Origin of the sequence: Streptomyces sp. NRRL F-5135, assembly GCF_000719775.1 — a bacterium.
In the GTDB taxonomy this organism is placed as follows: Bacteria; Actinomycetota; Actinomycetes; order Streptomycetales; family Streptomycetaceae; genus Streptomyces; species Streptomyces hebeiensis.
The window spans coordinates 64,893-88,230 of the sequence record NZ_JOHR01000002.1 but is presented as its reverse complement, the minus strand read 5'-3'; the positions used below and the strand labels follow the sequence as shown (position 1 = coordinate 88,230).

General features: G+C 73.5%; 17 protein-coding genes and 1 pseudogene. 11 read left to right on the top strand and 7 right to left on the bottom strand.

Going from position 1 to position 23,338, the window contains the following annotated elements; genetic code table 11:
* Nucleotides 1-227: 227 nt before the first annotated feature.
* Both IG02_RS0104175 and IG02_RS0104170 read left to right on the top strand, forming a co-directional pair.
* The gene (locus IG02_RS0104175; protein WP_030741973.1) at nt 228-1,289 is read left to right on the top strand and encodes a pectate lyase family protein; all 1,062 of its coding nucleotides are present in this window, start codon (nt 228-230) and stop codon (nt 1,287-1,289) included.
* Nucleotides 1,290-1,397: 108 nt separating this feature from the next.
* Nucleotides 1,398-3,209, top strand: coding sequence for a glycoside hydrolase 43 family protein (locus tag IG02_RS0104170; protein ID WP_234314599.1), 1,812 nt, complete (start codon nt 1,398-1,400; stop codon nt 3,207-3,209).
* Between the two features lie 228 nt (nt 3,210-3,437).
* Here IG02_RS0104170 and IG02_RS43400 read toward each other — a convergent pair whose 3' ends face one another.
* The gene (locus IG02_RS43400; RefSeq protein WP_267958487.1) at nt 3,438-3,560 is read right to left on the bottom strand and encodes a hypothetical protein; all 123 of its coding nucleotides are present in this window, start codon (nt 3,558-3,560) and stop codon (nt 3,438-3,440) included.
* Between IG02_RS43400 and IG02_RS42515 the strand changes: the two genes are divergently transcribed.
* Together IG02_RS42515 and IG02_RS0104160 are read left to right on the top strand one after the other, a co-directional pair.
* On the top strand, nt 3,559-3,978 hold the full coding sequence (locus IG02_RS42515; protein ID WP_234314598.1) for a hypothetical protein: 420 nt from the start codon (nt 3,559-3,561) through the stop codon (nt 3,976-3,978). The genes IG02_RS43400 and IG02_RS42515 overlap by 2 nt on opposite strands.
* 300 nt (nt 3,979-4,278) lie before the next feature.
* Nucleotides 4,279-4,590, top strand: coding sequence for a hypothetical protein (locus IG02_RS0104160; RefSeq protein WP_030741966.1), 312 nt, complete (start codon nt 4,279-4,281; stop codon nt 4,588-4,590).
* Nucleotides 4,591-4,688: 98 nt separating this feature from the next.
* On the opposite strand, the gene IG02_RS0104155 is transcribed toward IG02_RS0104160, so the two are convergent.
* Nucleotides 4,689-7,067: a M4 family metallopeptidase gene (locus tag IG02_RS0104155; RefSeq protein ID WP_030741964.1), complete on the bottom strand. Its 2,379-nt coding sequence runs from the start codon at nt 7,065-7,067 to the stop codon at nt 4,689-4,691.
* Nucleotides 7,068-7,514: 447 nt separating this feature from the next.
* Nucleotides 7,515-7,937 (bottom strand): hypothetical protein, encoded by a 423-nt coding sequence (locus IG02_RS0104150; RefSeq protein ID WP_158712233.1) that lies wholly within the window; start codon nt 7,935-7,937, stop codon nt 7,515-7,517.
* Between the two features lie 228 nt (nt 7,938-8,165).
* Here IG02_RS0104150 and IG02_RS0104145 point away from each other — a divergent pair, with 228 nt between their 5' ends.
* A complete protein-coding gene (locus IG02_RS0104145; protein ID WP_078854186.1) occupies nt 8,166-9,278 on the top strand; it encodes a hypothetical protein in 1,113 nt (370 codons plus the stop codon).
* A gap of 71 nt (nt 9,279-9,349) precedes the next feature.
* Nucleotides 9,350-10,201, top strand: a complete 852-nt coding sequence (locus IG02_RS0104140; protein WP_030741958.1) for a hypothetical protein — start codon at nt 9,350-9,352, stop codon at nt 10,199-10,201.
* Nucleotides 10,202-10,291: 90 nt separating this feature from the next.
* On the opposite strand, the gene cobN is transcribed toward IG02_RS0104140, so the two are convergent.
* Nucleotides 10,292-13,999 (bottom strand): cobaltochelatase subunit CobN, encoded by a 3,708-nt coding sequence (gene cobN, locus IG02_RS0104135; protein ID WP_030741956.1) that lies wholly within the window; start codon nt 13,997-13,999, stop codon nt 10,292-10,294.
* A gap of 411 nt (nt 14,000-14,410) precedes the next feature.
* Here cobN and IG02_RS0104130 point away from each other — a divergent pair, with 411 nt between their 5' ends.
* The 3 genes and pseudogenes from IG02_RS0104130 to IG02_RS0104120 form a co-directional block, all read left to right on the top strand.
* Nucleotides 14,411-15,895 carry a cobalamin biosynthesis protein CobG gene (locus IG02_RS0104130; protein ID WP_234314597.1) on the top strand — a complete coding sequence of 495 codons (1,485 nt, stop codon included), beginning with the start codon at nt 14,411-14,413 and terminating at the stop codon, nt 15,893-15,895.
* Nucleotides 15,896-15,915: 20 nt separating this feature from the next.
* Nucleotides 15,916-16,542 (top strand): precorrin-8X methylmutase, encoded by a 627-nt coding sequence (locus IG02_RS0104125; protein WP_199813957.1) that lies wholly within the window; start codon nt 15,916-15,918, stop codon nt 16,540-16,542.
* Nucleotides 16,539-18,161, top strand: a pseudogene (locus IG02_RS0104120) (precorrin-2 C(20)-methyltransferase); the annotation flags it as partial. The gene IG02_RS0104125 and the pseudogene IG02_RS0104120, both read left to right, overlap by 4 nt.
* Before the next feature lie 288 nt (nt 18,162-18,449).
* On the opposite strand, the gene IG02_RS0104115 reads toward IG02_RS0104120, so the two are convergent.
* The gene (locus IG02_RS0104115) at nt 18,450-19,199 is read right to left on the bottom strand and encodes a cobalt-precorrin-6A reductase (protein ID WP_030741947.1); all 750 of its coding nucleotides are present in this window, start codon (nt 19,197-19,199) and stop codon (nt 18,450-18,452) included.
* Nucleotides 19,200-19,210: 11 nt separating this feature from the next.
* Here IG02_RS0104115 and IG02_RS35895 point away from each other — a divergent pair, with 11 nt between their 5' ends.
* Nucleotides 19,211-20,491: a cobalt-precorrin-5B (C(1))-methyltransferase gene (locus IG02_RS35895; protein WP_037802228.1), complete on the top strand. Its 1,281-nt coding sequence runs from the start codon at nt 19,211-19,213 to the stop codon at nt 20,489-20,491.
* 252 nt (nt 20,492-20,743) lie between these two features.
* On the opposite strand, the gene cobM is transcribed toward IG02_RS35895, so the two are convergent.
* A complete protein-coding gene (cobM, locus tag IG02_RS0104105; protein WP_030741943.1) occupies nt 20,744-21,505 on the bottom strand; it encodes a precorrin-4 C(11)-methyltransferase in 762 nt (253 codons plus the stop codon).
* Nucleotides 21,502-22,866 (bottom strand): bifunctional cobalt-precorrin-7 (C(5))-methyltransferase/cobalt-precorrin-6B (C(15))-methyltransferase, encoded by a 1,365-nt coding sequence (locus IG02_RS0104100; RefSeq protein ID WP_030741941.1) that lies wholly within the window; start codon nt 22,864-22,866, stop codon nt 21,502-21,504. Before IG02_RS0104100 ends, cobM begins: the two co-directional genes overlap by 4 nt.
* Before the next feature lie 213 nt (nt 22,867-23,079).
* Here IG02_RS0104100 and IG02_RS0104095 point away from each other — a divergent pair, with 213 nt between their 5' ends.
* Nucleotides 23,080-23,298, top strand: coding sequence for a hypothetical protein (locus IG02_RS0104095; RefSeq protein WP_107055529.1), 219 nt, complete (start codon nt 23,080-23,082; stop codon nt 23,296-23,298).
* Nucleotides 23,299-23,338: the final 40 nt, after the last annotated feature.

Genomic DNA, 23,338 nt, shown 5'->3' with positions numbered 1-23,338 from the left:
GGCGATTCTAGCCAGCGGCTTCGAAATTTTCGCGCGCACGGCTGCGCCGTGATTCGCTCGGATTCGCTCGCCTCCGGGCTCTTGACGGGCATAGCAGCGAGTCCTACGTTCTCGGCAAGCGCTTACTAGCGGACCGGGATGAACGAAAATTTCGCAAGGTCCTGGGCTCCCCCGGTCAGGATGCCGGTCCGGTACTCCGCCCCCCACACCATGTCTGGAGACGATCCATGACCGAGAGAAGCGCAACGCGACCCCGCTCGTTACTCGTGGCGCTCGTGGTGGCCCTCTGCGGCCTGCTGGCGGGCGCCCCCGCGTACGGCGCGCCCGCGCCCCTGGCGGCCGGCCCGGCCCTGGCCCCGCCATCGGGCGCGGAGACCGCCGTCGGTACGGCCGCGGCCTGGGCGGACGGGCCCGAGGGGTTCGCGGCCACCAATGGCGGTACGACGGGCGGCGCCGCCGGGGCCACGGTCACGGTCACCACGTTCGCCGACCTCAACCGCTACGCCACCGCCGCCACCCCGTACGTCATCAAGGTCGCCGCCGCCATCAGCGTCAGCCCCTTCGGCCACGAGATCCGCGTCACCTCGGACAAGACGATCATCGGCGTCGGCACCCAGGGCCAGATCGTGGGCGGCGGGTTCTTCCTCGGCACCGGCGTCCGCAACGTCATCATCCGCAACCTCACGATCCGCGACACCCGGATGCCCGACGACGACCCGGACGACAAGGCCTACGACTACGACGGCATCCAGATGGACACCGCGGACCACATCTGGATCGACCACAACCGCATCGAGCGGATGAACGACGGCCTGATCGACAGCCGTAAGGACACCACCAACCTCACCGTGTCCTGGAACATCCTCAACGAGGGCAACAAGTCCTTCGGTATCGGCTGGACCGACAACGTCACCGCCCGGATCACCATCCACCACAACTGGATCCGCGGCACCAACTCCCGCAACCCCAGCATCGACAACGTCGCCTACGCCCACCTCTACAACAACTACATGCAGAACGTGGCCGGTTACGGCAACTACTCGCGGGGTTCGTCCAGGACCGTCATCGAGAACGGCTACTTCGACAAGGTCAAGGACCCCTACTACCGGGACTCCACCGCCTCACTGACGCAGACCGGCAGCATCCTGAACGGGTGCACAGGCCGCCAGCAGACCGGCGGTACGACGTTCAGCCCCCGCGACCACTACTCCTACACGCTGGACGCCGCCGCCCAGGTCCCGTCCCTGGTCGGCAAGGGCGCCGGTCCCCAGGCGGCCATCGGCGCCTGACCGTAGGACACCAGGCTGTAGCGCCGGGCGCACCGCGGCGAGCCTGCCGTGGTGCGCCCGGCACACCAGTGCGCCCCGCACCCCGATCCGAGACGCGGAGGAGACCAGATGAACGAGCACAGTCGCAGGCAGGTACTGCGGGCCGGCCTCGGTGCGGCGGCGGCCGGATCGGCGGTGCTCGGCGGCGTCGGTGGTACCGCCCACGCCTCGGCGCCACCGGGGTCCGGCGGGCCGGCGGCACCGGCCGGGGCACTCGGCGGGGACGCCGGGAGCGAGGCGGCCTCGGCTCGGCAGCGGCTCCCGTGGGTGGCGGACCTCGGGGACGGCCGCTACCGGAACCCGGTGCTCAACGCCGACTGGTCCGATCCCGACGCGGTTCGGGTGGGCGCGTACTTCTACCTGGTCGCCTCCTCGTTCAACCGCGTCCCCGGACTGCCGGTCCTGCGCTCGGCCGACCTGGTCAACTGGAGCGTCATCGGGCACGCCCTGACCGAGCTGGAGCCCAAGGACCACTTCAGCACCCCTCGGCACGGCGGCGGGGTGTGGGCCCCGGCGCTGCGCCACCACGACGGCACGTTCTGGATCTTCTATCCGGACCCGGACTTCGGGATCTTCGTGGTGACCGCCACCGACCCGAGTGGACCGTGGAGCAGGCCCCACCCGGTCAAGCTGGGCAAGGGTCTGATCGACCCGTGCCCGCTGTGGGACGACGACGGGCGGGCCTACCTGGTCCACGCCTGGGCCAAGAGCCGGAGCGGCATCAACAACCGGCTGACCCTGCACCGTATGAGCCCGGACGGCACGCGGTTGCTCGACGAGGGCGAAGTCGTGGTCAACGGCGACGAACTGCCCGGCTACACCACGCTCGAAGGCCCGAAACTGTACAAGCGGGACGGCTGGTACTGGATCTTCGCTCCGGCCGGGGGCGTCGCCCACGGCTGGCAGTCGGCGTTCCGTTCCCGCTCGGTCTGGGGCCCGTACGAGGACCGTGTCGTGCTCGCCCAGGGTGACAGCCCCGTCAACGGGCCGCACCAGGGGGCCTGGGTGAGTACGGCGGGCGGTGAGGACTGGTTCCTGCACTTCCAGGACCGAGAGGCCTACGGGCGGGTGGTGCACCTCCAGCCGATGCGCTGGCGTACGGACGGCTGGCCGGTGATGGGCGCCGACGACGGCAGCGGCCGGGGCACCCCGGTGCCGGTGCACGCCAAGCCGCGCGTCGACGCCCGGGTGAGGGTGACCGCGCCGGCCACGAGCGACGAGTTCACCGGTCCGGAACTCGGGCGGCAGTGGATCTGGCAGGCGAACACCGACCCGTCCTGGTGGTCCCTGCGCCGGTTCCCGGGTCGGCTGGCGCTGGCCTGCCGGCCGAGCCCCGTCACCCATGACCTCCGGCTGCTGCCCAATGTGCTGGGTCAGCGGTTTCCCGCGGAGACCTTCACCGCGACGACCTCGGTGACGCTGTCCACCACCACCGCCGGGGCCCGTGCCGGGCTGGTCGTCTTGGGCGGGACGTACGCCTGGGCGGGCCTCCGCCACGACGGCGACCGGATCGTTCTGACGTACCGCACCGCGGCGGCCGACGCCGCCGAGACGGAGGCCGCCCGCCCAGTGCTGTTGGGGAGGGGAAAGGCGGCGGTACGACTGCGGGTGAGCGTGGGCCCCGGGGCGGTGTGCCAGTTCGCGGCGGACGCGGACGGCCGGGGATTCGCTCCGCTCGGTACGCCGTTCACCGCGACCGCGGGGAAGTGGATCGGCGCGACCGTGGGCCTCTTCGCCACCGGGCCGGAGGCCGTCGGCACGACCCGCGAGGCGGCAGGCGACGCGGCAGACGACCCGGCAGGCGACACAGCGGGGAACTCGGCCGGCGCGCGGGGCGGCGAGGCGGAGTTCGAATGGTTCCGCGTGCGCCCGGGCCAATGAACCCCGGCCGTTCCACGAGGGGCTCCCGCCTTTTGCGTCGCGCGGCGCGTTCGTCGCCACGCCCCGCGCGACAGTCGCCGAAAGTCGCCCACGCGAAGGGCGTACCGGCCAGAACCGGCCGGTAACGGATGGGCGCGGTCCTACGATGAGGGGCCTCGCACGTCCCTCCCCCCTTCGCCCGGGAGCCGCCATGCCGTCACCGTCGCCGGACGCCGGTCACCAGCCCGACTACCCGCCGAAGACCCCTCCGCCGCCGAAGAGTCCGGCGCAGCCGCCGCGTCCGAGTCCGGACACGAAGCCGCGTTCCGCGACGGGCACGGTCGCCAGGACGAGCCGGCGGGCGGTGACCATGGCGAACCGCCGGGGGGCCAACTGGACGCTGGAGGCCCAGCCGTGGTCGGTCGGCCGCGCCCGGACGCAGGTGCTGGACCGGCTGCGCGACTGGGGCTGTACGGGGCCGGGACCGGGACCGGGGCGTACGGGGTCCGAGCGCCTGGTCGGCGAGGCGGTGACGCTGCTGGTGGAGGCCGCCCTGTCCGACGGCGGCCGGCGGCTGAGCGTCCATCTGGCGGATCAGGACGGGCAGGCGCTGGTCGTGGTCCTCAGCCACCGCGCGGACCTGGCCCTGTCGGGTACGGACGTACTGCCGCGGCTGGCCGCGCTGGGCGCGACCAGTTGCGGTACGGACATGGCGGAGGACGGGCGCCGACTGTGGGCGGTGCTGGACCTGCGGGCGGCGGACCGGGGCGTACGCGGACCGGCTCGGTAGTCGCCGGCACCGTTCCGGCGGCCTTCCGGCGGCCTTCCGGCGGCTTCCCGGCGGCGCGTTCCGGGGGCCCGTTCCGGCGGCTTCACGGAGCCGAAGGGCGACGGGGCTCCTCCCCCGACCAGGCTCATCTTGCCCTCCGTGAGCGAGTATTGACGTTTCGTGTTCAACCCGGAGTCGATGCCGCTAGGGTCGGAAAGGGGTGGCCGGTACAACGGGCTTGCCGGAAATCGGAGTCGGTCCGTGGCCAAAGGTGAGAGACCCGGAGCGCTCGGCCCCGTTCGCGGGCCGCGAGGAGGACCCGTGACCACCCAGCCCGAGCGTGGTTGGAGCCTGCAGCGCACGGAGCACGCCGCGCGCGTCCTGGAGGCCATGCGGGCCGGCGGGTACGGGGAGACGTACCGGGCGGTCGTGCTCTTCGTCCGCGCGCTCGCCATCGAGGCCGGGAACGCCGTCGCCGCGGGCAAGGGACTGCCCGGCCTGCCCGTCGGCGACGGCGGCAGGTACGTCATCGATGTGCCGCGCCTGCCCGTGCTCGTCAGTTATCGCTGGTTTCCCGGGACGCGTGAGTTCCGCGTGCTCGATCTGGTGTGGGTCGACGTCGGATGCGACTGATCCGGCGCGGCTGGCTCGACGCGGCTGACCCGACGCGGCTGACCCGACGTGACCGGCACGCCTCGGAACCGGGCGTCACGCCTCGGAACCGGGCGCCGTCAGAACGTCAGCTTCCAGCTGTCGATGTAGCCCGTGTCCCTCGCGTAGACATCGGTGACGCGCAGCTTCCACGTCCCGTCGGCCGGGAGGGCCGAGGCGTCCACCGTGTAGGTCTCGTGCACGTCGTCCGCGCTGCTCGAATCCGGGGCCTTCAGGCGGCGGACCACCGTGCCGTCCGTACCCACCAGGTCGATCGCCAGGTCACCGCGCCAGGTGTGCACGATGTCGACGGTCACCTGGAGGTCGCTCGGGGCGTTGCCGTCGTGGCCCGTGACGATCAGGGGCGACTCGGCGCCGGCCGGGTCGGCGTCGGGGATCGGCACGTTGCCCGGGTTGACGAAGAAGTCGCCACCCGAGGGGATGACCGTCCAGCTGAACGTCCTGGACAGGGAGCTGTCCGCCGTCCTCGCCGTGATCGTCGGCGTGTGGGCGCCGGCCTCCTCCGGGATGCCGGTGATCAGGCCGGTGGCGGCGTCGAGCGTCAGGCCGGCGGGCAGGTCCGTGGCCTCGTACGTCAGGCCGGAGGCGCGGCTCGTCGTCGCGGTGACCCGGAAGGACGCCGGCTGGCCGACGGCGGCTTCCTGGGCGGCCGGGGTGGCGAACGCGATGTGGTCGACGAAGCGCTCACCGACGTTGACGGCGGCCCAGGTGTTGCCGACCGTCTCGTACACCTCGCTCGACCGGCCGAACAGGTCGGCGGCGGCCTGGAGCGTGGCGGTGCGGGCGTCCGCGTAGTCGGTGCCGGATGTCATGTAAAGGGTCAGCGCCCGGTACCAGACGTTGATCGCGTTGTGCAGGCCGATCCCCGGGACCGGCAGATCGTCGTAGGTGGGGCTGTCGTACGCCACGCCTTCCACCGACTTGGCTCCACTGCCCTCGGCGAGCAGGTAGAAGAAGTGGTTGGCCACGCCCGAGGAGTAGTGCGGGTCGAGGCTCGCCGTGCCGGGGGTCCAGTAGTCCTGGGAGACGCCGTCCTTCGACGGCTGGTCCATGTAGCGCAGCGGGGTGCCGTCGCCGTTGATGTCGATGAGCTCGCCGACGGTGTAGTCCGGTACGTCGGCGGGGTTGCCGGCGAAGAACTCGACGGCGGCGGCCATGATGTCGCTGGTGCCCTCGTTGAGGCCGCCGGACTCGCCGCTGTAGATCAGGTCCGCGGTCACGGAGGTGACGCCGTGGCTCATCTCGTGGGCGGCGACGTCGAGTTCGGTGAGCGGGTTGGCGTCTCCCGCGCCGTCTCCGTACGTCATGCAGAAGCAGGCGTCGCTCCAGAAGGCGTTGACGTACTGGTTGCCGTAGTGGACCCGGGAGTACGCGCCGATGCCGTCGTCGGCTATGCCGTCGCGGCCGAAGCGGTCGTGGTAGAAGTCGTACGTCTTGCGCGCGCCGTACGCGGCGTCGACGGCGGCCGTCTGCCGGTCGGCGACCGTGCCGTCGCCCCAGACGTCGTCGGCGTCGGTGACGAGGGTGCCGGTGCCGGTCGAGGCGGTGTTGTTCAGGTCGTACGTGCTGTGGTTGCCGCCCTGGGGGTCGGTCAGTTCGAAGACGTCGCCGTCGCGGACGGTGCCGACCTGGACCTCCCCGTTGAACTGGCCGTGGCCGACGCCCGTGTGCACGCGGTCGAACTCGGCGAGCTTCTTGCCGCTCCTGGCGTCGGTGACGACGTGGAGTTCGCTGGGGGTGCCGTCCTCGCGTACGCCGTTGACCACGGACTCCCAGGCGAGCGTGGCGGCGCCGTCCTCGGCCCACACGACCCGCCGGGGGGCGCCGTCCGCGGCCGTCTTCGTCGTGCCGTCGGCCTTCGCGGTGGCGAGCGCGGTCTTCCGCGCGGCGGCGGCCGGGACGGTGGCGGTGGTCGTGGGGACGGCGACCGAGGCGTCCGTGGTCCGGGAGACTGTGGGCGTACGGTCGCCGGGGCGGGCGTGGACGACGAGGTCGCCGCCGAGGACGGGCAGGCCCGCGTAGGTCCGCTCGTAGCGGGTGTGGACGGTGCCGTCGGCGTCCTTGACGACGTCCTTGGGCAGCAGTTTCTCCTTGTCGCCGAGGCCCAGGGCGCGGGCGGTGGCGGGGCCGGTCCCGGCCGCGGCCCGGAGGGACTTCGCGCGCTGAGCGGGGCTGAGCCCCACGGATCTCGCGCCGGGTCTGGGCTCGGCGGCGACGAGGCGCTGCCGGGCGGCCTCGGTGGCCGCGCTCGGGGAGCCGTCACCGGCGGGGGCGGGGGCGGCCGAGGCCGGGAGGGCGGAGACGAAGAGCGCGGCCACGGTGGCGGCGGCGAGGGCCGCGACGCGGCCGGGGCGGAACGGACGCGATGCGTACGGCGAACTGGCGCCGGTACTGGCGCTGTTGGTGGTGCTGTTGGTGGTACGGGAGGTGTTCGTCACTCCTGGTGCTCCTTCTGCCCGGCCGTGCGGTGACGGCCGGCCGGCTGGAAAAGGGACCGGAGGCGGAGGTGCCGTCCGGCGAGGAGAGGTGCGATGACGCCCGTGCGGTACGGAGATCGTTTCAATGGCGGACACGTTCTGTCAGGAGCGCACGACAACGTTGTCCAAAACGCGGCACGGCCGTTCAACGCAGCGCACGCCCGGACGCGGCCGATCACGTGCGCCTTTACGGTGCGGCAACACGGCGGTCATCCACCGCTTTGGCCACTTTCGTCGCACGGGCGCGCGACGCGGGTCGCGGGACCGCAGAACGCAGGACGCAGGACGCAGGAGGCGGGAGGCGGGACGCGGGGGCGGGCACCACCCTCAGCACGGGGCGTTGAGCACGGCATGGCGCGGGCACGGGCAGCGGGGCCGACAGGCGGAGAGCCCCCGCGGCACGACGAGTCAGCTCTGCCGCCGCCCGGCGGCTTCCTCCCGCAGGTCTTGCAGGCGGCGGCCACTGGCGAGGTGGATGTACTGACCCCATCCGTTGATGTCGACCCCGGTCTGGGCCTTGAGGGCGGGCGAGGGCTGGGCGAACACTCTGCCGTCGGGGAGTTCGACCCAGCCGTCCGGCGTGATGACGGACTCGTGCGTCCGCTTCAGGCGCGGCTGATGGTGCCGCAGCCTGTCCCCCGGCGCGACCAGACCGGCCTCCAGGATGAACATCAGCGCTCCCGGCTGACGCGCCTCGCCTGCCGATGACTCGGTGTCCCCCAAAAGCAGACGCCGTAGCACATCGTTCGGAGTATCGACCAAGGGTTCGCCATGGCGCTGCAGATAGGCGAAGACCTCCGCGTCGATCTCGATCGTCCTCTTCCCGCGCATGTCGACCTCCACTCTGGACTTTGCACACCAAGACCTTGAGGATACAAAGTCTGCGGGTAATCATCCAGAGCGCACCACTCTCCGTTGGCTCGCAATCAATGGGTCATTGAACAGGAACTTTCCACCCCTGCGCGGTGCGCCACACCCTGTCCACTTACCTGGATTCGAGACTTTCCCGTTCCGGAAAAGTAAGCTGGACGAGCAAGTGAACTTCGACCGCAGGCGGCCATGAGCACCGACGATCCGACCCTGGAAGCGATCCTCCGAACCGGCTTGCAACATCTACGTGATCTTCTCGGCCCGGACTGGGATGTCACGATCGACCCGTTTCACCGTGAGTCGGATCTGTTCGACCAGGAGCACGACACCATGGTGCGTGTCCAGGCCAAGGGCGAGGCCGCTTACGGACGGCTGCTGGTCGACCTGAAGACCACCGTCTCCCCCAAGGGGGTGCGTGATCTCACACTTCCCAAACAGCTCTTCCTCCAACGGGTGAACGCTTACACCTCGGTATTGGTCATGGCGCCGTTCATTCCGCCCGCCGCTCGGCAAGTCCTCCGCGAGCACGACATCGGGTACCTGGACCTGGCGGGCAATGTCTCTCTCCGCATGCGGCGCCCCACCGTCGTCATCCGCACACAGGGGACGAAGCCGGCCTCGCGCGCAGGCGCGCCCTCACGCGGCAAGCCCACACTGGCGGGCGCGAAGGCCGGACGTCTGGTACGGCTCCTGGTCGATGTCGCACCGCCCCACCGCGCCAAAGATCTCGCCATCGCCGCTTCTCTCAGCCTGCCCTACGTGTCCCGCCTCCTCGACGCCCTCGAGGACCAACTCCTCATCCGGCGTGCGGACCGCGTCATCACGGACGTCGACTGGCAGGGACTTCTGCGCGTCCGCGCCGAACAGGTCACCCTGCTGAAGCACAACCCCTTCGTGAGCGTGCTCGCCCCCAACGGCATCGACGAACTACTCCGGCGACTCCGCTCGTACCGCGCGTACGGCCCTCTGCCGATCACCGGCTCCTACGCCGCGCGCGCCGTGGCACCTCTCACGGGAGGAGGACAAGTGATGGTCTACGTGCCGGCCGCCCCCGGTGCGGCGGAGGAAATCGGGGACGATCTGGGACTCCTGCCCGTCGAGGAGGGCGCCGACGTTCTGCTGCTCCGTGCCGGCGATGACGTCGTCTTCGAACGCACCAGAGCGGTCGACGGCCTCGGGCACGTCGCTCTGAGCCAACTGGTACTGGACTGTCTGTCCGGTCCGGGGCGCATGCCGGCGGAGGGCGAGGCTGTCATGGGCTACATGTCAGAACACGAGAGCGAGTGGCGAGCTTTCCCGTAATCCGTGAGCCCCGAAGGCGCCGGAACCTTAAGATCATTCCCTCAGCAGCTGAACACAGGGCGAGGAGACCGGTGGCCAAAGTCCCCGACGGCATCGATGCCCGCGAACTCACGATCGCCGCGCGGCGGGTACTCCTCGACGGCCTCGTCGCACTCAGTGATCAGCTCGACGCGCTCACTGTTGTCGGAGCCCAAGCCGTCCACCTGCGTACTCCGGACACCACCCTGCACGGCGCGACCTTCACCTCCGACGGGGACATCAGCATCGACCCCGAGCTTCTGGGCGACCGGCCGCGATTGGACGAGGCGCTCCAGGGAGCGGGTTTCGAGCTCTTACGCCGACACGAGCCGGGGCTCTGGGCGCGTGCGGCCCGCATCGGCGACAAAACCGTCCCCATCGAGTTCGACCTTCTGATGGGGAAGACCTTGGCGCCGGCGATCGGCCGCCGGAGCGCCAAGGTCCCGCCGCACGACGTCATGTCGGCACGATGGGTGCCCGGCCTCGAGGTCGCCGCCGTGGACAGGTCGCCCATGCGCGTTCCCAGCCTCGAGGCCGGGGACCACCGTTCCGTCATGGTCAATGTCGCGGGCCCCGCGGCCCTCCTGGTCGCGAAGGCTTTCAAGATCAATGATCGTGTCGAACAAGCGGAGAAGCGCCCTGACCGCCTGACGGACAAGGACGCGGGTGACGTCCTGCGCATCATGCGGTCCGTGCCGGCACGCGAGGTCGCCGAGTCGTTCGCTCTCCTCCGAAAAGATCCCAGGGTGGGTGCCATCACCTCCCAGGGCGCGGAGCTGCTGCACCGGCTTTTCGGGGCACGTCGCACCGTCGGCGTCGACATGGCGGTGCAGGCGCTCAGGGGCGACATGCCGGAGGACCGCGTCCGGGCCCTGGCGCCCGCGTACGTCTCGCGCCTGCGATGAGCCGGGCCGTGCGGCGCACGGCCCGGCCACTCACGCAGACGGCCGGCCCGGTTCGGGCCGGTACTCGCCGCCGGAGAACCCGACTCGGCGTCAGGCGTCGCCTTCCGGGTCCTCTCCCTCCAGCTCGCCCTCCGTCTCCAGGTACGCCTCCCGCAGCGCGGCCAGCACCTGCGGGTCCGGCTTCTCCCACATGCCGCGCGACTCCGCCTCCAGGAGGCGTTCCGCGATGCCGTGCAGGGCCCAGGGGTTGGCCTCCTGGAGGAAGGCGCGGTTCTCCGGGTCCAGGACGTAGGTCTCGGTCAGCTTGTCGTACATCCAGTCGGCGACCACGCCCGTCGTCGCGTCGTACCCGAAGAGGTAGTCGACGGTCGCGGCCAGTTCGAAGGCGCCCTTGTAGCCGTGGCGGCGCATCGCCTCGATCCAGCGCGGGTTGACCACGCGGGCGCGGAAGACACGCGAGGTCTCCTCCACGAGCGTGCGGGTGCGGACGGTCTCCGGGCGGGTGGAGTCGCCGATGTACGCCTCGGGGGCCGTGCCCTTGAGGGCGCGCACGGTGGCGACCATGCCGCCGTGGTACTGGAAGTAGTCGTCCGAGTCCGCGATGTCGTGCTCGCGCGTGTCCGTGTTCTTGGCGGCCACCGCGATGCGCCGGTACGCGGTCTCCATCTCCTCCCGGGCCGGGCGCCCGTCCAGCTCGCGCCCGTACGCGTAGCCGCCCCAGACCGTGTACACCTCGGCGAGGTCCGCGTCCGTGCGCCAGTCGCGGCTGTCGATGAGCTGGAGGAGGCCGGCTCCGTACGTGCCGGGGCGGGAGCCGAAGATACGGGTCGTGGCGCGGCGTTCGTCACCGTGCTCGGCGAGGTCGGCCTGCGCGTGGGCGCGTACGTGGTTGGCGTCGGCCGGTTCGTCCAGCGAGGCGGCGAGCCGTACGGCGTCGTCCAGCAGGCCGATCGCGTGCGGGAACGCGTCCCGGAAGAAGCCGCTGATGCGCAGGGTCACATCGATGCGGGGGCGGCCCAGTTCGGCGAGGGGTACGGGTTCGAGTCCCGTCACCCGGCGCGAGGCGTCGTCCCAGACGGGGCGGATGCCGAGCAGCGCCAGCGCCTCCGCGATGTCGTCGCCCGAGGTGCGCATCGCGCTCGTGCCCCACAGGGAGAGTCCGACGGAGGTGGGCCAGTCGCCGTTGTCGTCGCGGTAGCGGGTGAGGAGGGAGTCGGCGAGGGCCTGACCGGTCTCCCAGGCCAGCCGGCTGGGTACGGCCTTGGGGTCGACGGAGTAGAAGTTGCGGCCGGTCGGCAGGACGTTGACCAGGCCGCGCAGCGGGGACCCGGACGGGCCCGCCGGCACGAAGCCCCCGTCCAGCGCGGAGATCACGTGCTCGATCTCGTCGGTGGTGGAGGCCAGCCGGGGGACGACCTCGGTCGCGGCGAAGGCCAGGATGTCCGCGACCGGCTTCGGGTGGCCGTCGGCCACCCGCTCCACGGCCGCCGGGTCCCAGCCGGCGTCCTCCATCGCCTGGACCAGGTCCCGGGCGCGCGCCTCCGTCTCGTCGGCGGCGGTGCGGCTCGCGGCCGACTCGTCCAGGCCCAGCGCCTCGCGCAGCCCCGGCAGGGCCGTCGTGCCGCCCCAGATCTGCCGGGCCCGCAGGATCGCCAGCACCAGGTTGACCCGCTCCGGGCCGGTCGGCGCGCCGCCCAGGACGTGCAGCCCGTCCCGGATCTGCGCGTCCTTGACCTCGCACAGCCAGCCGTCGACGTGCAGGAGGAAGTCGTCGAACCCGGCGTCGTCCGGCCGGTCCTCCAGGCCCAGGTCGTGATCGAGCCTGGCCGCCTGGATCAGCGTCCAGATCTGCGCCCGGATGGCGGGCAGCTTGGCCGGGTCCATGGCGGAGATCGCCGCGTACTCGTCCAGGAGCTGTTCCAGCCGCGCGATGTCGCCGTAGGACTCGGCGCGCGCCATGGGCGGTACGAGGTGGTCCACCAGCGTGGCGTGTACGCGCCGCTTGGCCTGTGTGCCCTCGCCCGGGTCGTTGACGAGGAACGGGTAGATCAGCGGCAGGTCGCCGAGCGCCGCGTCGGGCGCGCAGGCGGCGGAGAGCCCCGCGTTCTTGCCGGGCAGCCACTCCAGGTTGCCGTGCTTGCCCAGGTGGATCATGGCGTCGGCGCCGAAGCCGCCGTCCTCGCGGTCCGCCTGGATCCAGCGGTACGCGGCGAGGTAGTGGTGCGAGGGCGGCAGGTCCGGGTCGTGGTAGATCGCGATCGGGTTCTCGCCGAAGCCGCGCGGCGGCTGGATGAGGATCAGCAGGTTGCCGCGCCGGAGGGCGGCGAGCACGATGTCGCCGTCCGGGTTGTGCGTGCGGTCCACGAACATCTCGCCCGGCGGCGGGCCCCAGTGTTCCTCGACGGAGGCGCGCAGTTCGGCGGGCAGTTTCCCGTACCAGCGCCGGTAGTCGGCGGCGGGGATGCGGACCGGGTTGCGGGCGAGCTGCTCCTCCGTCAGCCACGCCTGGTCGTGGCCGCCGGCCTCGATGAGCGCGTAGATCAGCTCGTCGCCGTCGCCGGACTCCAGGCCGGGGACCTCCTCGCCACGGAAGTCGCCGCCGGGGTCCCTGTCGGAGTCGCCCGCGAGGCCGTCGCCGTGGTCTTCGTCGGACTCGTCCCCGTGGCCGTCGCCGAAGTCGTAGCCCATCTCGCGCAACTCGCGCAGCAGGGCGATCGCGCTGGCGGGGGTGTCCAGGCCGACCGCGTTGCCGATGCGGGAGTGCTTGGTGGGGTACGCGGAGAGCACCAGGGCGATGCGCTTGTCCCGGTTCATGAGGTGGCGCAGGCGGGCGTGGCGTACGGCGATCCCAGCCACGCGCGCGGCCCGTTCCGGGTCGGCGACGTAGACCGGCAGGCCCTCCGGGTCCAGCTCCTTGAAGGAGAACGGGACGGTGATCAGGCGGCCGTCGAACTCCGGCACCGCGACCTGCGAGGCCGCGTCCAGCGGGGACAGGCCCTCGTCGTTCTCCTCCCAGGCGGCGCGGCTGCCGGTGAGGCAGAGGGCCTGGAGGATCGGCACGTCCAGCGCGGCCAGCGCGCCCGCGTCCCACGCCTCCTCGTCACCGCCGGCGGACGCCTCGGCGGGCTTGGTGCCGCCGGCGGCGAGGACGGTGGTGACGATGGCGTCCGCCTCGCGCAGCGCGGCGAGCAGTTCGGGCTCGGGGGCGCGCAGCGAGGAGACGTAGATCGGCAGGGGCCGGGCGTCGGCCTCCTCCAGCGCCTCGCACAGGGTGTCGACGAAGGCGGTGTTGCCGCTGAGGTGGTGCGCGCGGTAGTAGAGCACCGCGACGATCGGCCGCACGGCGCCGAGGCGCGTGGCCTTGGCAGGCCGGTGGACCCGGCCCCAGGTCGGCGCGGGCGCGGGCGGCTCGAAGCCGTGCCCGGTGAGCAGGACGGTGTCGGAGAGGAAGCGCGCGAGCTGCTCCAGGTTCGCCGGGCCGCCGTGCGCGAGGTAGGCGTGGGCCTCGGCGGCGATGCCGATGGGGACGGTGGACGCCTCCATCAGCTGGGCGTCCGGGGCCTGTTCCCCGGTGAGGACGACGACCGGCCGGTCCCCGGAGAGGAGTTGGTCGATCCCCTCCTGCCAGGCGCGCAGCCCGCCGAGGAGCCGTACGACGACGAGGTCGGCGCCGTCCAGCAGTCCGGGCAGGTCGTCGAGCGGGAGCCGGGCGGGGTTGGCGTAGCGGTACGGGACCGGACCGCCCGCCGCGCGTGCGCTGAGCAGATCGGTGTCGGAGGTCGACAGGAGCAGGATCATGCGGCGGCTGGCCTTCCTCGGGGTCCGCGCCCCGGGCGGTAGGAGGACGGCGGGAGTTCCTGGCTCACCCGGGGCCCGCACGGCCGTGTGGTCGTCCGTCGTACGGCGGCCACCGCGCGGTGCGGCCCCCACGTGGTGGCGTGGTGTCGCGCCGTTGTGCGATGTGCCGTTGTACGGCCGGACTGTCGTGCTGTCGTGCGTGCGCCGGGCTCACAGTGGCGGGACCGCGCCGGATTCACACCGGGCTTCCTCCCCTGACGCCGTCGCTGGCGGTGACGGGCCCGGCTGCGGACCCGCCGACTGCATAGTAGGCGGTGCGGATCACGGTGGGGAGGGTGCCTGTGCCGGGCGGGGCCCGGGTGCGGGGTCGGCCCGGGGGCGGCGGCGCCGTACGTGGGTATGCTCGCCGCCATGCCGCCCACCACCTCTCCGACCCCCGTGAACGGGGACGGGGCACCCGTACGGGACCGGGCCGACGCCTGCCCCGGTGCCCTGCGGCTGCACCCCGCCGACGACGGCCGGCTGGCCCGGCTCCGCCTGCCCGCAGGGATTCTGACGTACCGTCAGGCACTGCTGCTGGCCACGGTCGCCGAGCGGCTGGGCGACGGTCATCTGGACATCACCTCACGCGGCAACATCCAGCTGCGCGGGCTCGGCGAGAGCTGCGGCGCGGAGCTGGCGGACCTCCTGCACGGAGCGGGTCTGCTGCCCTCGGAAGCGCACGAGCGGGTACGGAACATCGTCGCCTCCCCCCTGGCCGGACTGGACGGCACAGTGCAACGGCCGGGCGCGGACGTCCAGGTGTGGGCGCGGCGACTGGACGAGCTGCTGTGCGCGAGCGCGGCGGCGACGGCGCTGTCGGGCCGGTTCCTGTTCGCGCTGGACGACGGCCGGGGCGACATGGCCGGCCTGGGCGCGGATGTGATGTTGCTCGCACAGCGCGCGCAGGGCAGGCAGGACGCACGGGGTGTACGGGGTACGCAGGACGCACGGGGCGCCCAGGGCGCGGATACGGCGGTGTTGTGTATCGGGACGAACCGCCCTGAACGCACGGCCTCCGGCCCGCTCTTCACCGCGTTCCAGGTGGCGGCGGCCGATGCCCCGAAGGCCGCGCTGATCGCCGCCGAGACATTCCTCACGGTGGCGACGGCGACCGGTCCGGGAGCCTGGCGGGTACGGGAGCTGCCGTCCGGCCACGGGCTGGGCGAGGCGGTGGCGGCGGGGCTGGTGGAGGCCGGCATCGCGGCGGGGCCGACCTCTCCGCCACCGGACCTGCCGGAGGCGGGCCCTCCACCGCCGGGTCCGGTCACCGCCGGCGACGGCACCACGGCCTTGTCCGTGTACGCGCCGCTGGGGCGCCTGACGGCCGGGCAGTGGCGACTGCTCACCACCGTCGGCGGATCCGGCGAACTGCGGGTGACGCCCTGGCGCGGTGTGATCGTGCCGGGCCTCGACCCGGCCGGCGCCGACGCCTCGCTGGACCGGCTCCGGGCGGCGGGGCTGATCACCACGGCGGCCGCGCCCTCGTACGGCGTCAGCGCCTGTACGGGCAGGCCCGGGTGCGCGAAGGCGCTCACGGACGTCCGGTCCGACGCCGAGGCGGCCACACGTGCCGCGGCCACGGGCGCGGTACCGGACACCCCAGCCACGGGCGCGGTACCGGACACCACGGGCACCGACGCGGTGCCGGGCGCCCGCCCCGTCCACTGGTCGGGCTGCGCCCGCCGGTGCGGCCGGCCGGCCGGCGGTCCCGGCGGCGGACACGTGGACGTGGTGGCCACGGCCGACGACAGCTACGAAATCTCCCTACGGGGACGCCTCCTGACGACGACGACGGCGGGCCCGGAACTCGCCGCGGCGGTGGCGACGGCACGCACAACCACAGTGACGAGATGAGCGAGACCACAGTGTCCACAGTGTTCGACTACGAGAAGGACGGCGCGGCGATCTACCGCCAGTCCTTCGCCACGATCCGCGCCGAGGCGGACCTCGCCGGGCTGCCCGCCGACGTCTCCCAGGTCGCGGTCCGGATGATCCACGCCTGCGGCATGGTCGACCTGGTGCGCGACCTCGCCTTCACGCCCGGCGTGGTGGCCCGCGCCCGGGCGGCGCTGCGCGCGGGCGCGCCGGTCCTGTGCGATGTCGCGATGGTCGCGAGCGGAGTCACCCGCAAGCGGCTGCCCGCGGCCAACGAGGTCGTCTGCACGCTGTCCGACCCGGCCGTCCCCGCGCTGGCCGCCGAGCTGGGCACGACGCGCAGCGCCGCCGCGCTGGAGCTGTGGCGGGACCGGCTGGAGGGCTCGGTGGTGGCCGTCGGCAACGCGCCGACCGCGCTCTTCCGGCTGCTGGAGATGATCGAGGCGGGCGCCCCGCGGCCGGCCGCGGTGATCGGGGTGCCGGTCGGGTTCATCGGCGCGGCCGAGTCCAAGGACGCGCTCGCCGGGCACCCGTCCGGCCTCGACCACCTGGTCGTACGGGGCCGGCGGGGCGGCAGCGCCATCGCGGCCGCGGCCGTCAACGCGATCGCGAGCGAGGAAGAATGAGCGGGCAGACCACGAGCACCGGCACCGGCCGCCTGTACGGAGTCGGGCTCGGCCCCGGCGACCCCTCGCTGATGACCGTACGGGCCACGCGGGTCATCGCCGAGGCCGATGTCGTCGCGTACCACAGCGCGGGCCACGGCCGGTCCATAGCCCGCTCGATAGCCGCGGGGCTGCTGCGCCCCGACCACATCGAGGAGCCCCTGGTCTACCCGGTCACGACCGGGACCACCGACCACCCCGGCGGCTACCAGGGCGCGATGGAGGACTTCTACGCCGAGTCCGCCGCCCGGCTGGCCGCGCACCTCGACGCGGGCCGTACCGTCGCCGTGCTCGCCGAGGGCGACCCGCTCTTCTACGGCTCGTACATGCACATGCACAAGCGGCTGGCCGACCGCTACCCGACCGAGGTGATCCCCGGGGTCACCTCGGTGAGCGCCGCGGCGGCCCGGCTCGGGGCGCCGCTCGTGGAGGGCGAGGAGGTGCTGACGGTCCTGCCCGGCACGCTGTCCGAGGAGGAACTGACGGCCCGGCTGGCGGCCACGGACTCGGCGGTGGTGATGAAGCTGGGCCGGACGTTCCCGGCCGTCCGGCGGGCGGTCGAGCGCTCCGGACGGCTGGCGGAGGCGCGGTACGTCGAGCGGGCCACGATGAGCGGTGAGCGCACCGGGGCGCTGGCGGACACCGACGCCGGGTCCGTGCCGTACTTCTCCGTGGCGGTGCTGCCGAGCCGCGCGGGCGCGTGGTACTCCGCACCGGACCCGGCCCCCGGCCCGACGCCGGGCGCGGACACGCCTCCTGGCCCGGACGAGGCGGCCATGGGCGAGGCAGTCATGGACGAGGTGGCCGTGGGCGAGGCGGCCACGGACGCGGCGGTCATGGGCGAGGTGGTGGTCGTGGGCACCGGCCCGGCCGGACCGCTGTGGCTGACGCCGGAGGCGCGCGGCGCGCTGGCCGGCGCGCAGGACCTGGTGGGTTACACCACCTATCTGGACCGGGTCCCGGCCCGCCCCGGCCAGACGCGGCACGGCTCCGACAACAAGGTGGAGTCCGAGCGCGCGGAGTTCGCCCTGGATCTGGCGCGGCGCGGCCGGCGGGTGGCCGTGGTCTCGGGCGGCGACCCGGGGGTCTTCGCTATGGCCACGGCGGTGCTGGAGGTGGCGTCGGCGGACCCGTACCGGGACGTTCCCGTACGGGTCCTGCCGGGGGTGACGGCCGCCAACGCGGCGGCGGCCCGCGCGGGCGCCCCGCTCGGCCACGACTACGCGGTCTTCTCGCTCTCCGACCGTCTCAAGCCCTGGGACGTCGTCGCGGACCGGCTGCGCGCGGCGGCGTCGGCCGACCTGGTGCTCGCGCTGTACAACCCCGGCTCCCGCAGCCGTACGTGGCAGGTCGGCAAGGCCCGCGACCTCCTGCTGGAACACCGCGCGCCGGACACCCCGGTCGTGGTGGCCCGGGACGTGGGCGGCGCGACGGAGGACGTACGGATCACGCGCCTCGCGGACCTCGATCCGGCGTCGGTGGACATGCGGACGATCCTGCTGGTGGGCTCGTCGCAGACGGTGGCGGTACGGCGCGGGGACGGCGATGAGATCGTCTGGACCCCCCGCCGCTACCCGGACCGCGACGCGGCTCCGCACGGCGACGCGCCCCCGACGCGGGCCGGGTCCCGTCACCAACCCCTGCCCCGGGCTCGGCGGGCCCCGGCCGGGGAGCCCGCGCGGGCAGAGCCCGCCCTGGCAGTGGAGCGGGTGCCGACCGAAGAGCCGGCACCGACGCCGGAACCAACTCCGACACCGACGCCGGGCCGGTCGTCCGGCTGACGCCCTGAACCACCACCTGAACACCCCGCGGCCCGCGCCGTCCCCCCGGCCCGCGCCGTCGCCGCACCCCGGGCGAGTGCGCCCGCGTCAGCCGCAGACCCGCCGTGCCCAGCCGACCGCGTCCGTCACCGTCTCCACCACCGGCACCCCCTCGGGCGCGGCCGGCCGGCGTACGACGACCACCGGCAGCCCGGCCTCCCGGGCCGCGGTGAGCTTGGGGGCGGTGGCGGCACCGCCGCTGTCCTTCGTGACGACGGTGTCGATCCGGTGGCGGCGCAGCACCTCGCGCTCCCCGTCGAGGGTGAACGGGCCCCGGTCCAGCAGGGGGTGCGTGCGAGCCGGAAACGGCGGCTCGGGGGCATCCACGGACCGGACGAGGAACCACGTCCGGTCCAGGTGCGCGAACGCGGCGAGCCCCATGCGCCCCGTGGTGAGGAAGACCCGCCGGGCGCCGAGCGCGGGCAGCGCGTCGGCGGCCTCCGCCAGCGAGCCGACCCGGTGCCAGCGGTCCCCGGCACCCGGGGCCCAGGAGGGGCGGCGCAGGGCGAGGAGGGGAACATGGGCGGAGGCGGCCGCCAGGGCCGCGTTACGGCTGATCGTTTCGGCGAAGGGATGGGTGGCGTCGATGAGCGCGTCCACACGGTGCTCGTGGAGCCAGCGGCCGAGCCCTCCGGCGCCGCCGAAGCCTCCGACGCGTACCTCGCCGGGCGGCAGGACGGGCCGGGCGACCCGCCCGGCGAGGGAGGACGTGACGGCGAGGCGCGGGCCGTACGGCACCAGGGCCTCGGCCAGCGCCCGGCCCTCACTCGTACCACCGAGGATCAACACGTGCGGCATCGGAACGGTCCATGGCTGAGAAGGTGACGGGCGGGCGTGACGCCCGTGGCGGGCGCGACGCACAACTCAAGCACACGGGTCTGCGGCACGGCTGGACGACCGGGGCGTGCGCGACGGCGGCGGCGACGGCCGCGTACGAGGCGCTGCTGACGGGCGACTTCCCGGACCCGGTGACGATCACGCTCCCGAAGGGGCAGACACCGGCGTTCGCGCTGGCGACGGAAGAGCTCTCGTCGCCGGCGGAACGCCCGCCGTCGCCCCCGGATGCCATGGAGGCCGTGGAGGCCGTGGAGGCCGTGGGGGTCACGGAGATCACGGAGGTCACGGATGCTCTCAGGGCCACCACCCACCCGAAAGACCCGGGCGCCGTGGCCACGGCCGGTGTCGTCAAGGACGCCGGGGACGACCCCGACGTCACGCACGGCGCGCTGATACGGGCGACGGTACGGCTGCTGCCGCCCGGCTCCGGTGTCGTCTTCCGCGCGGGCCCCGGCGTGGGTACGGTGACCCGCCCGGGTCTGCCGCTGGAGGTGGGCGAGCCGGCGATCAACCCGGTGCCGCGCGAGCTGATGCGTACCCATGTGGCCGAAGTGGCGGCCCGGCACGGCGGGACGGGCGATGTGGAGATCACCGTGTCCGTCGAGAACGGCGCCGAGCTGGCCCGTTCCACGTGGAACCCCCGGCTGGGCATCCTCGGCGGCCTGTCCATACTCGGCACGACCGGCGTCGTCGTCCCGTACTCGTGCTCGGCCTGGATCGACTCGATCCGGCGCGGTGTGGACGTGGCCCGCGCGGCGGGCCGGACGCATGTGGCGGGCTGCACGGGGTCGACGTCGGAGAGGACGGTCGTCGCCGTGCACGGCCTCCCGGAGGACGCGCTGCTGGACATGGGCGACTTCGCGGGCGCGGTCCTCAAGTACGTCCGCCGCCACCCGGTGGACCGGCTGACCATCTGCGGCGGCTTCGCGAAGCTCTCCAAGCTGGCCGCGGGTCATCTGGACCTCCACTCGGCCCGTTCCCAGGTGGACAAGGCGTTCCTGGCGGAGCTGGCGGCGTCGGTGGGCGCGGACGAGGCGCTGACGGCGGCGGTGGCGGAGGCCAACACCGGCCTGGCGGCGTTGCGCCTGTGCGAGGAGCGCGGCGTCCCCCTCGGCGACGCGGTGGCGGCGCGGGCCCGGGACGAGGCGGCCCGGGTCCTGCGCGGGGCCCCGGTGGCGGTGGACGTCATCTGCATAGACAGGGCGGGCGCGGTGGTGGGCCGCAGCGAACGCCCCGGTCCGCCCTTGGCCTGACCCGGCCCCCTGGGCCCCCGCCCCCCGGCGCCCGTCGGACCCGCCCGGTGTTCAGTGCCGTCACAGGTTCTCCTACGGTCAGCGCTTCCGTCTTCCTCGCTCCACACGGGAGCGGCTGCTCGTCACTCGCCATAACGAGAGACGTCCGGACGAGGTACCCACGGCCCCTTGTCCATGGGTACGGAAGCCCGGGCTTGCGGGGCGGGCGCCGCCGATGTCACCGGCGTCGGCGGCGGCACGGGCCCCGCCGTGTCAGCGGCCGCAGGGCTCCTCGTCCCGGTTCCGGTCCGACGAGTACAGGTGGCTGTCCCGGAACTGCTCCGCCCCCAGCGTGCGGCCGACCATGATGACCGCCGTCCGGACCACGCCCGCCGCCTTCACCCTCGGCGCGATGTCCGACAGCGTGCCGCGGAGCACGAGTTCGTCCGGGCGGCTGGCCATCGCCACCACCGCCGCCGGACAGTCCGGGCCGTAGTGCGGCAGCAGCTCGCCGACCACGCGGTCCACGTACCGCGCCGCCAGGTGCAGCACCAGCAGCGCGCCGCTGCGGCCCAGGGTGGCCAGGTCCTCGCCGGCCGGCATGGGCGTGGCCTGCTGGGCGACGCGCGTCAGGATCACCGTCTGGCCCACCGTCGGCACCGTCAGCTCGCGCTTGAGAGCCGCTGCCGCCGCCGCGAAGGCCGGGACGCCGGGGACGACTTCGTACGGCACCCCCGCCGCGTCCAGACGGCGCATCTGTTCCGCGACGGCGCTGAAGACCGACGGGTCGCCGGAGTGCAGCCGGGCCACGTCGTGGCCCTCCTCGTGGGCCCGCACCAGCTCGGCCGTGATGGCGTCCAGGTCCATCCGCGCGGAGTCGATCAGCCGCGCGTCCGGCGGGCACTCCGCCAGCAGCTCGCGCGGTACGAGGCTGCCCGCGTACAGGCAGACGTGACAGGCCGCGAGCGTACGGGCGCCGCGCACCGTGATCAGATCGGCGGCGCCGGGACCGGCGCCTATGAAGTACACCGTCATCCTCGTTCTCCTCCAGGAGCTTTCGTGACCGTCCACTGCGTGACCGGCATCGCCTGCCGCCAGCCCGTGAAGCCGCCGACGGGGGCCGCGTGCGCGACGGCCAGCCGTACCAGCTCGCCGCCGTACCGGCGGTAGCGGTCCGCCAGCAGGGCCTCCGACTCCATCGTCACCGTGTTGGCGACCAGCCGGCCGCCCTCCCGCAGGGCGTCCCAGCACGCGTCGAGCAGGCCGGGCACGGTCAGGCCGCCGCCGATGAACACGGCGTCGGGCGCGGGCAGTCCGGCCAGCGCGGCGGGCGCGGCGCCGGTGACCACGCGGAGCTCCGGGACGCCGAGCGCCCGCGCGTTGCGGCCGATGCGCTCGGCGCGCGCCGGGTCGCGTTCCACGGACACGGCCCGGCAGGAGCGGTGCGTACGCAGCCACTCCACCGCGATCGATCCCGACCCGCCGCCGACGTCCCACAGCAGTTCCCCGGGTGCCGGGGCCAGGGCGGCCAGCGTCGCGGCGCGCACATGGCGCTTGGTGAGCTGGCCGTCGTGTTCGTACGCCTCGTCCGGCAGCCCGGGTACCGCGCCGAGCCGCAGCGCGCCGTCCGCCCGGCGGCACTCGACGGCCACCACGTTCAGCGGGTCCCCCGGCGGCTCGGTCCACTGCTCGGCGAGGCCCGACACCAGGCGCTCACGGGCGTCGGTGTCCGGCGCGCTGCCGCCGGGGACGCTGCCGTCCGGGGTGACGGTGTCCGCGCCCAGCTGTTCCAGTACGTGCATACGGCTCGGCCCGTACCCCCGCTCGCGCAGCAGCGCCGCCACCTGCCCCGGCGTCGCGGCCCCCGCGCTCAGCACCAGCACCCGCCGACCGTCGTGCAGGGCCGCGGCCAGCCGCTCGACGGGACGGCCCACCACCGTGACGACCTCGGTGTCCTCCACCGCCCAGCCGAGCCGGGCGCACGCGTACGCGACCGAGGAGGGGTGCGGCAGGACCCGCAGCCGCTCGGCCCCGGCCTCCTGGGCCAGGGCCCGGCCGATGCCGTAGAACATCGGGTCCCCGCTGGCCAGCACGCACAGCCGCCGTCCCGCGTGGGCCGCGAGCAGGGCGGGCACGGCGGGCCGCAGCGGCGACGGCCAGGCCAGCCGCTCGCCCGGGCACCCGTCGGGGCCGTCGGCCGGAGCACCGGCCGGGCCACCGCCCGGGCCGTCGGCCGTCGGCAGCAGCGCCAGCTGCCGGGGCCCGCCGATCACCACCTCGGCGCTCCGCAACGCCGCCCGTGCTTCCTCGGTGAGCCCCGCCCAGCCGTCGGCGCCGATCCCGACGACCGTGACGGGCGCGACGGAGGCGGGAGCGGTGGCGACGGGCGCGGGGATGGGTGCGGGGGACGCTGGGGGCGGGGGGCTCACTGCCGTACAACACCTCTGACCTGGCTGAGCTGGGAAAAGACCGGCCCCACACTCTACTGGCCGCGAATGCGGGAGAGTCCGACGCGGGAGTTCCGCCCGGAACCGGCAGGGCAATGCCGCCGCACGCGGACACACAGATAAAACAGATAATGGGGGCCCGCGACGACGGAAGGGGAGACCGTGCGAAACGGACGACGGTGGTTCGGTATGTGGTCGGTGGTCGCGTGGTGGGTGGTCGTGACGGCAGCTCTGTCGCTGCTGTCCATGGGGCTCGGCCAGGGGCCGAACGTGCCGGGCTGCGCGGCGTCCGCCGCCTTCTTCGTCGCGTTGGGCGAGGCCGGCCACTGGCTGCGGAGCCGGTACGCGCGCCGTGCGCTGCGCGGCCGGGAGGCGGGCTGAGCGGACATGAGAGGCCGGGCCCTCACGTCCGCTCCTCGAA

Coding starts and splice junctions, on each gene's coding strand:
- IG02_RS0104150 (WP_158712233.1), bottom strand. CDS start 7,937: ATGCGCGGGAAGAGGACGATCGAGATCGACGCGGAGGTCTTCGCCTAT.
- IG02_RS42515 (WP_234314598.1), top strand. CDS start 3,559: ATGGCGAACCGCCGGGGGGCCAACTGGACGCTGGAGGCCCAGCCGTGG.
- IG02_RS43400 (WP_267958487.1), bottom strand. CDS start 3,560: ATGGTCACCGCCCGCCGGCTCGTCCTGGCGACCGTGCCCGTCGCGGAA.
- IG02_RS0104175 (WP_030741973.1), top strand. CDS start 228: ATGACCGAGAGAAGCGCAACGCGACCCCGCTCGTTACTCGTGGCGCTC.
- IG02_RS0104115 (WP_030741947.1), bottom strand. CDS start 19,199: ATGCCGCACGTGTTGATCCTCGGTGGTACGAGTGAGGGCCGGGCGCTG.
- cobN (WP_030741956.1), bottom strand. CDS start 13,999: ATGATCCTGCTCCTGTCGACCTCCGACACCGATCTGCTCAGCGCACGC.
- IG02_RS0104170 (WP_234314599.1), top strand. CDS start 1,398: ATGAACGAGCACAGTCGCAGGCAGGTACTGCGGGCCGGCCTCGGTGCG.
- cobM (WP_030741943.1), bottom strand. CDS start 21,505: ATGACGGTGTACTTCATAGGCGCCGGTCCCGGCGCCGCCGATCTGATC.
- IG02_RS0104145 (WP_078854186.1), top strand. CDS start 8,166: ATGAGCACCGACGATCCGACCCTGGAAGCGATCCTCCGAACCGGCTTG.
- IG02_RS35895 (WP_037802228.1), top strand. CDS start 19,211: ATGGCTGAGAAGGTGACGGGCGGGCGTGACGCCCGTGGCGGGCGCGAC.
- IG02_RS0104130 (WP_234314597.1), top strand. CDS start 14,411: ATGCCGCCCACCACCTCTCCGACCCCCGTGAACGGGGACGGGGCACCC.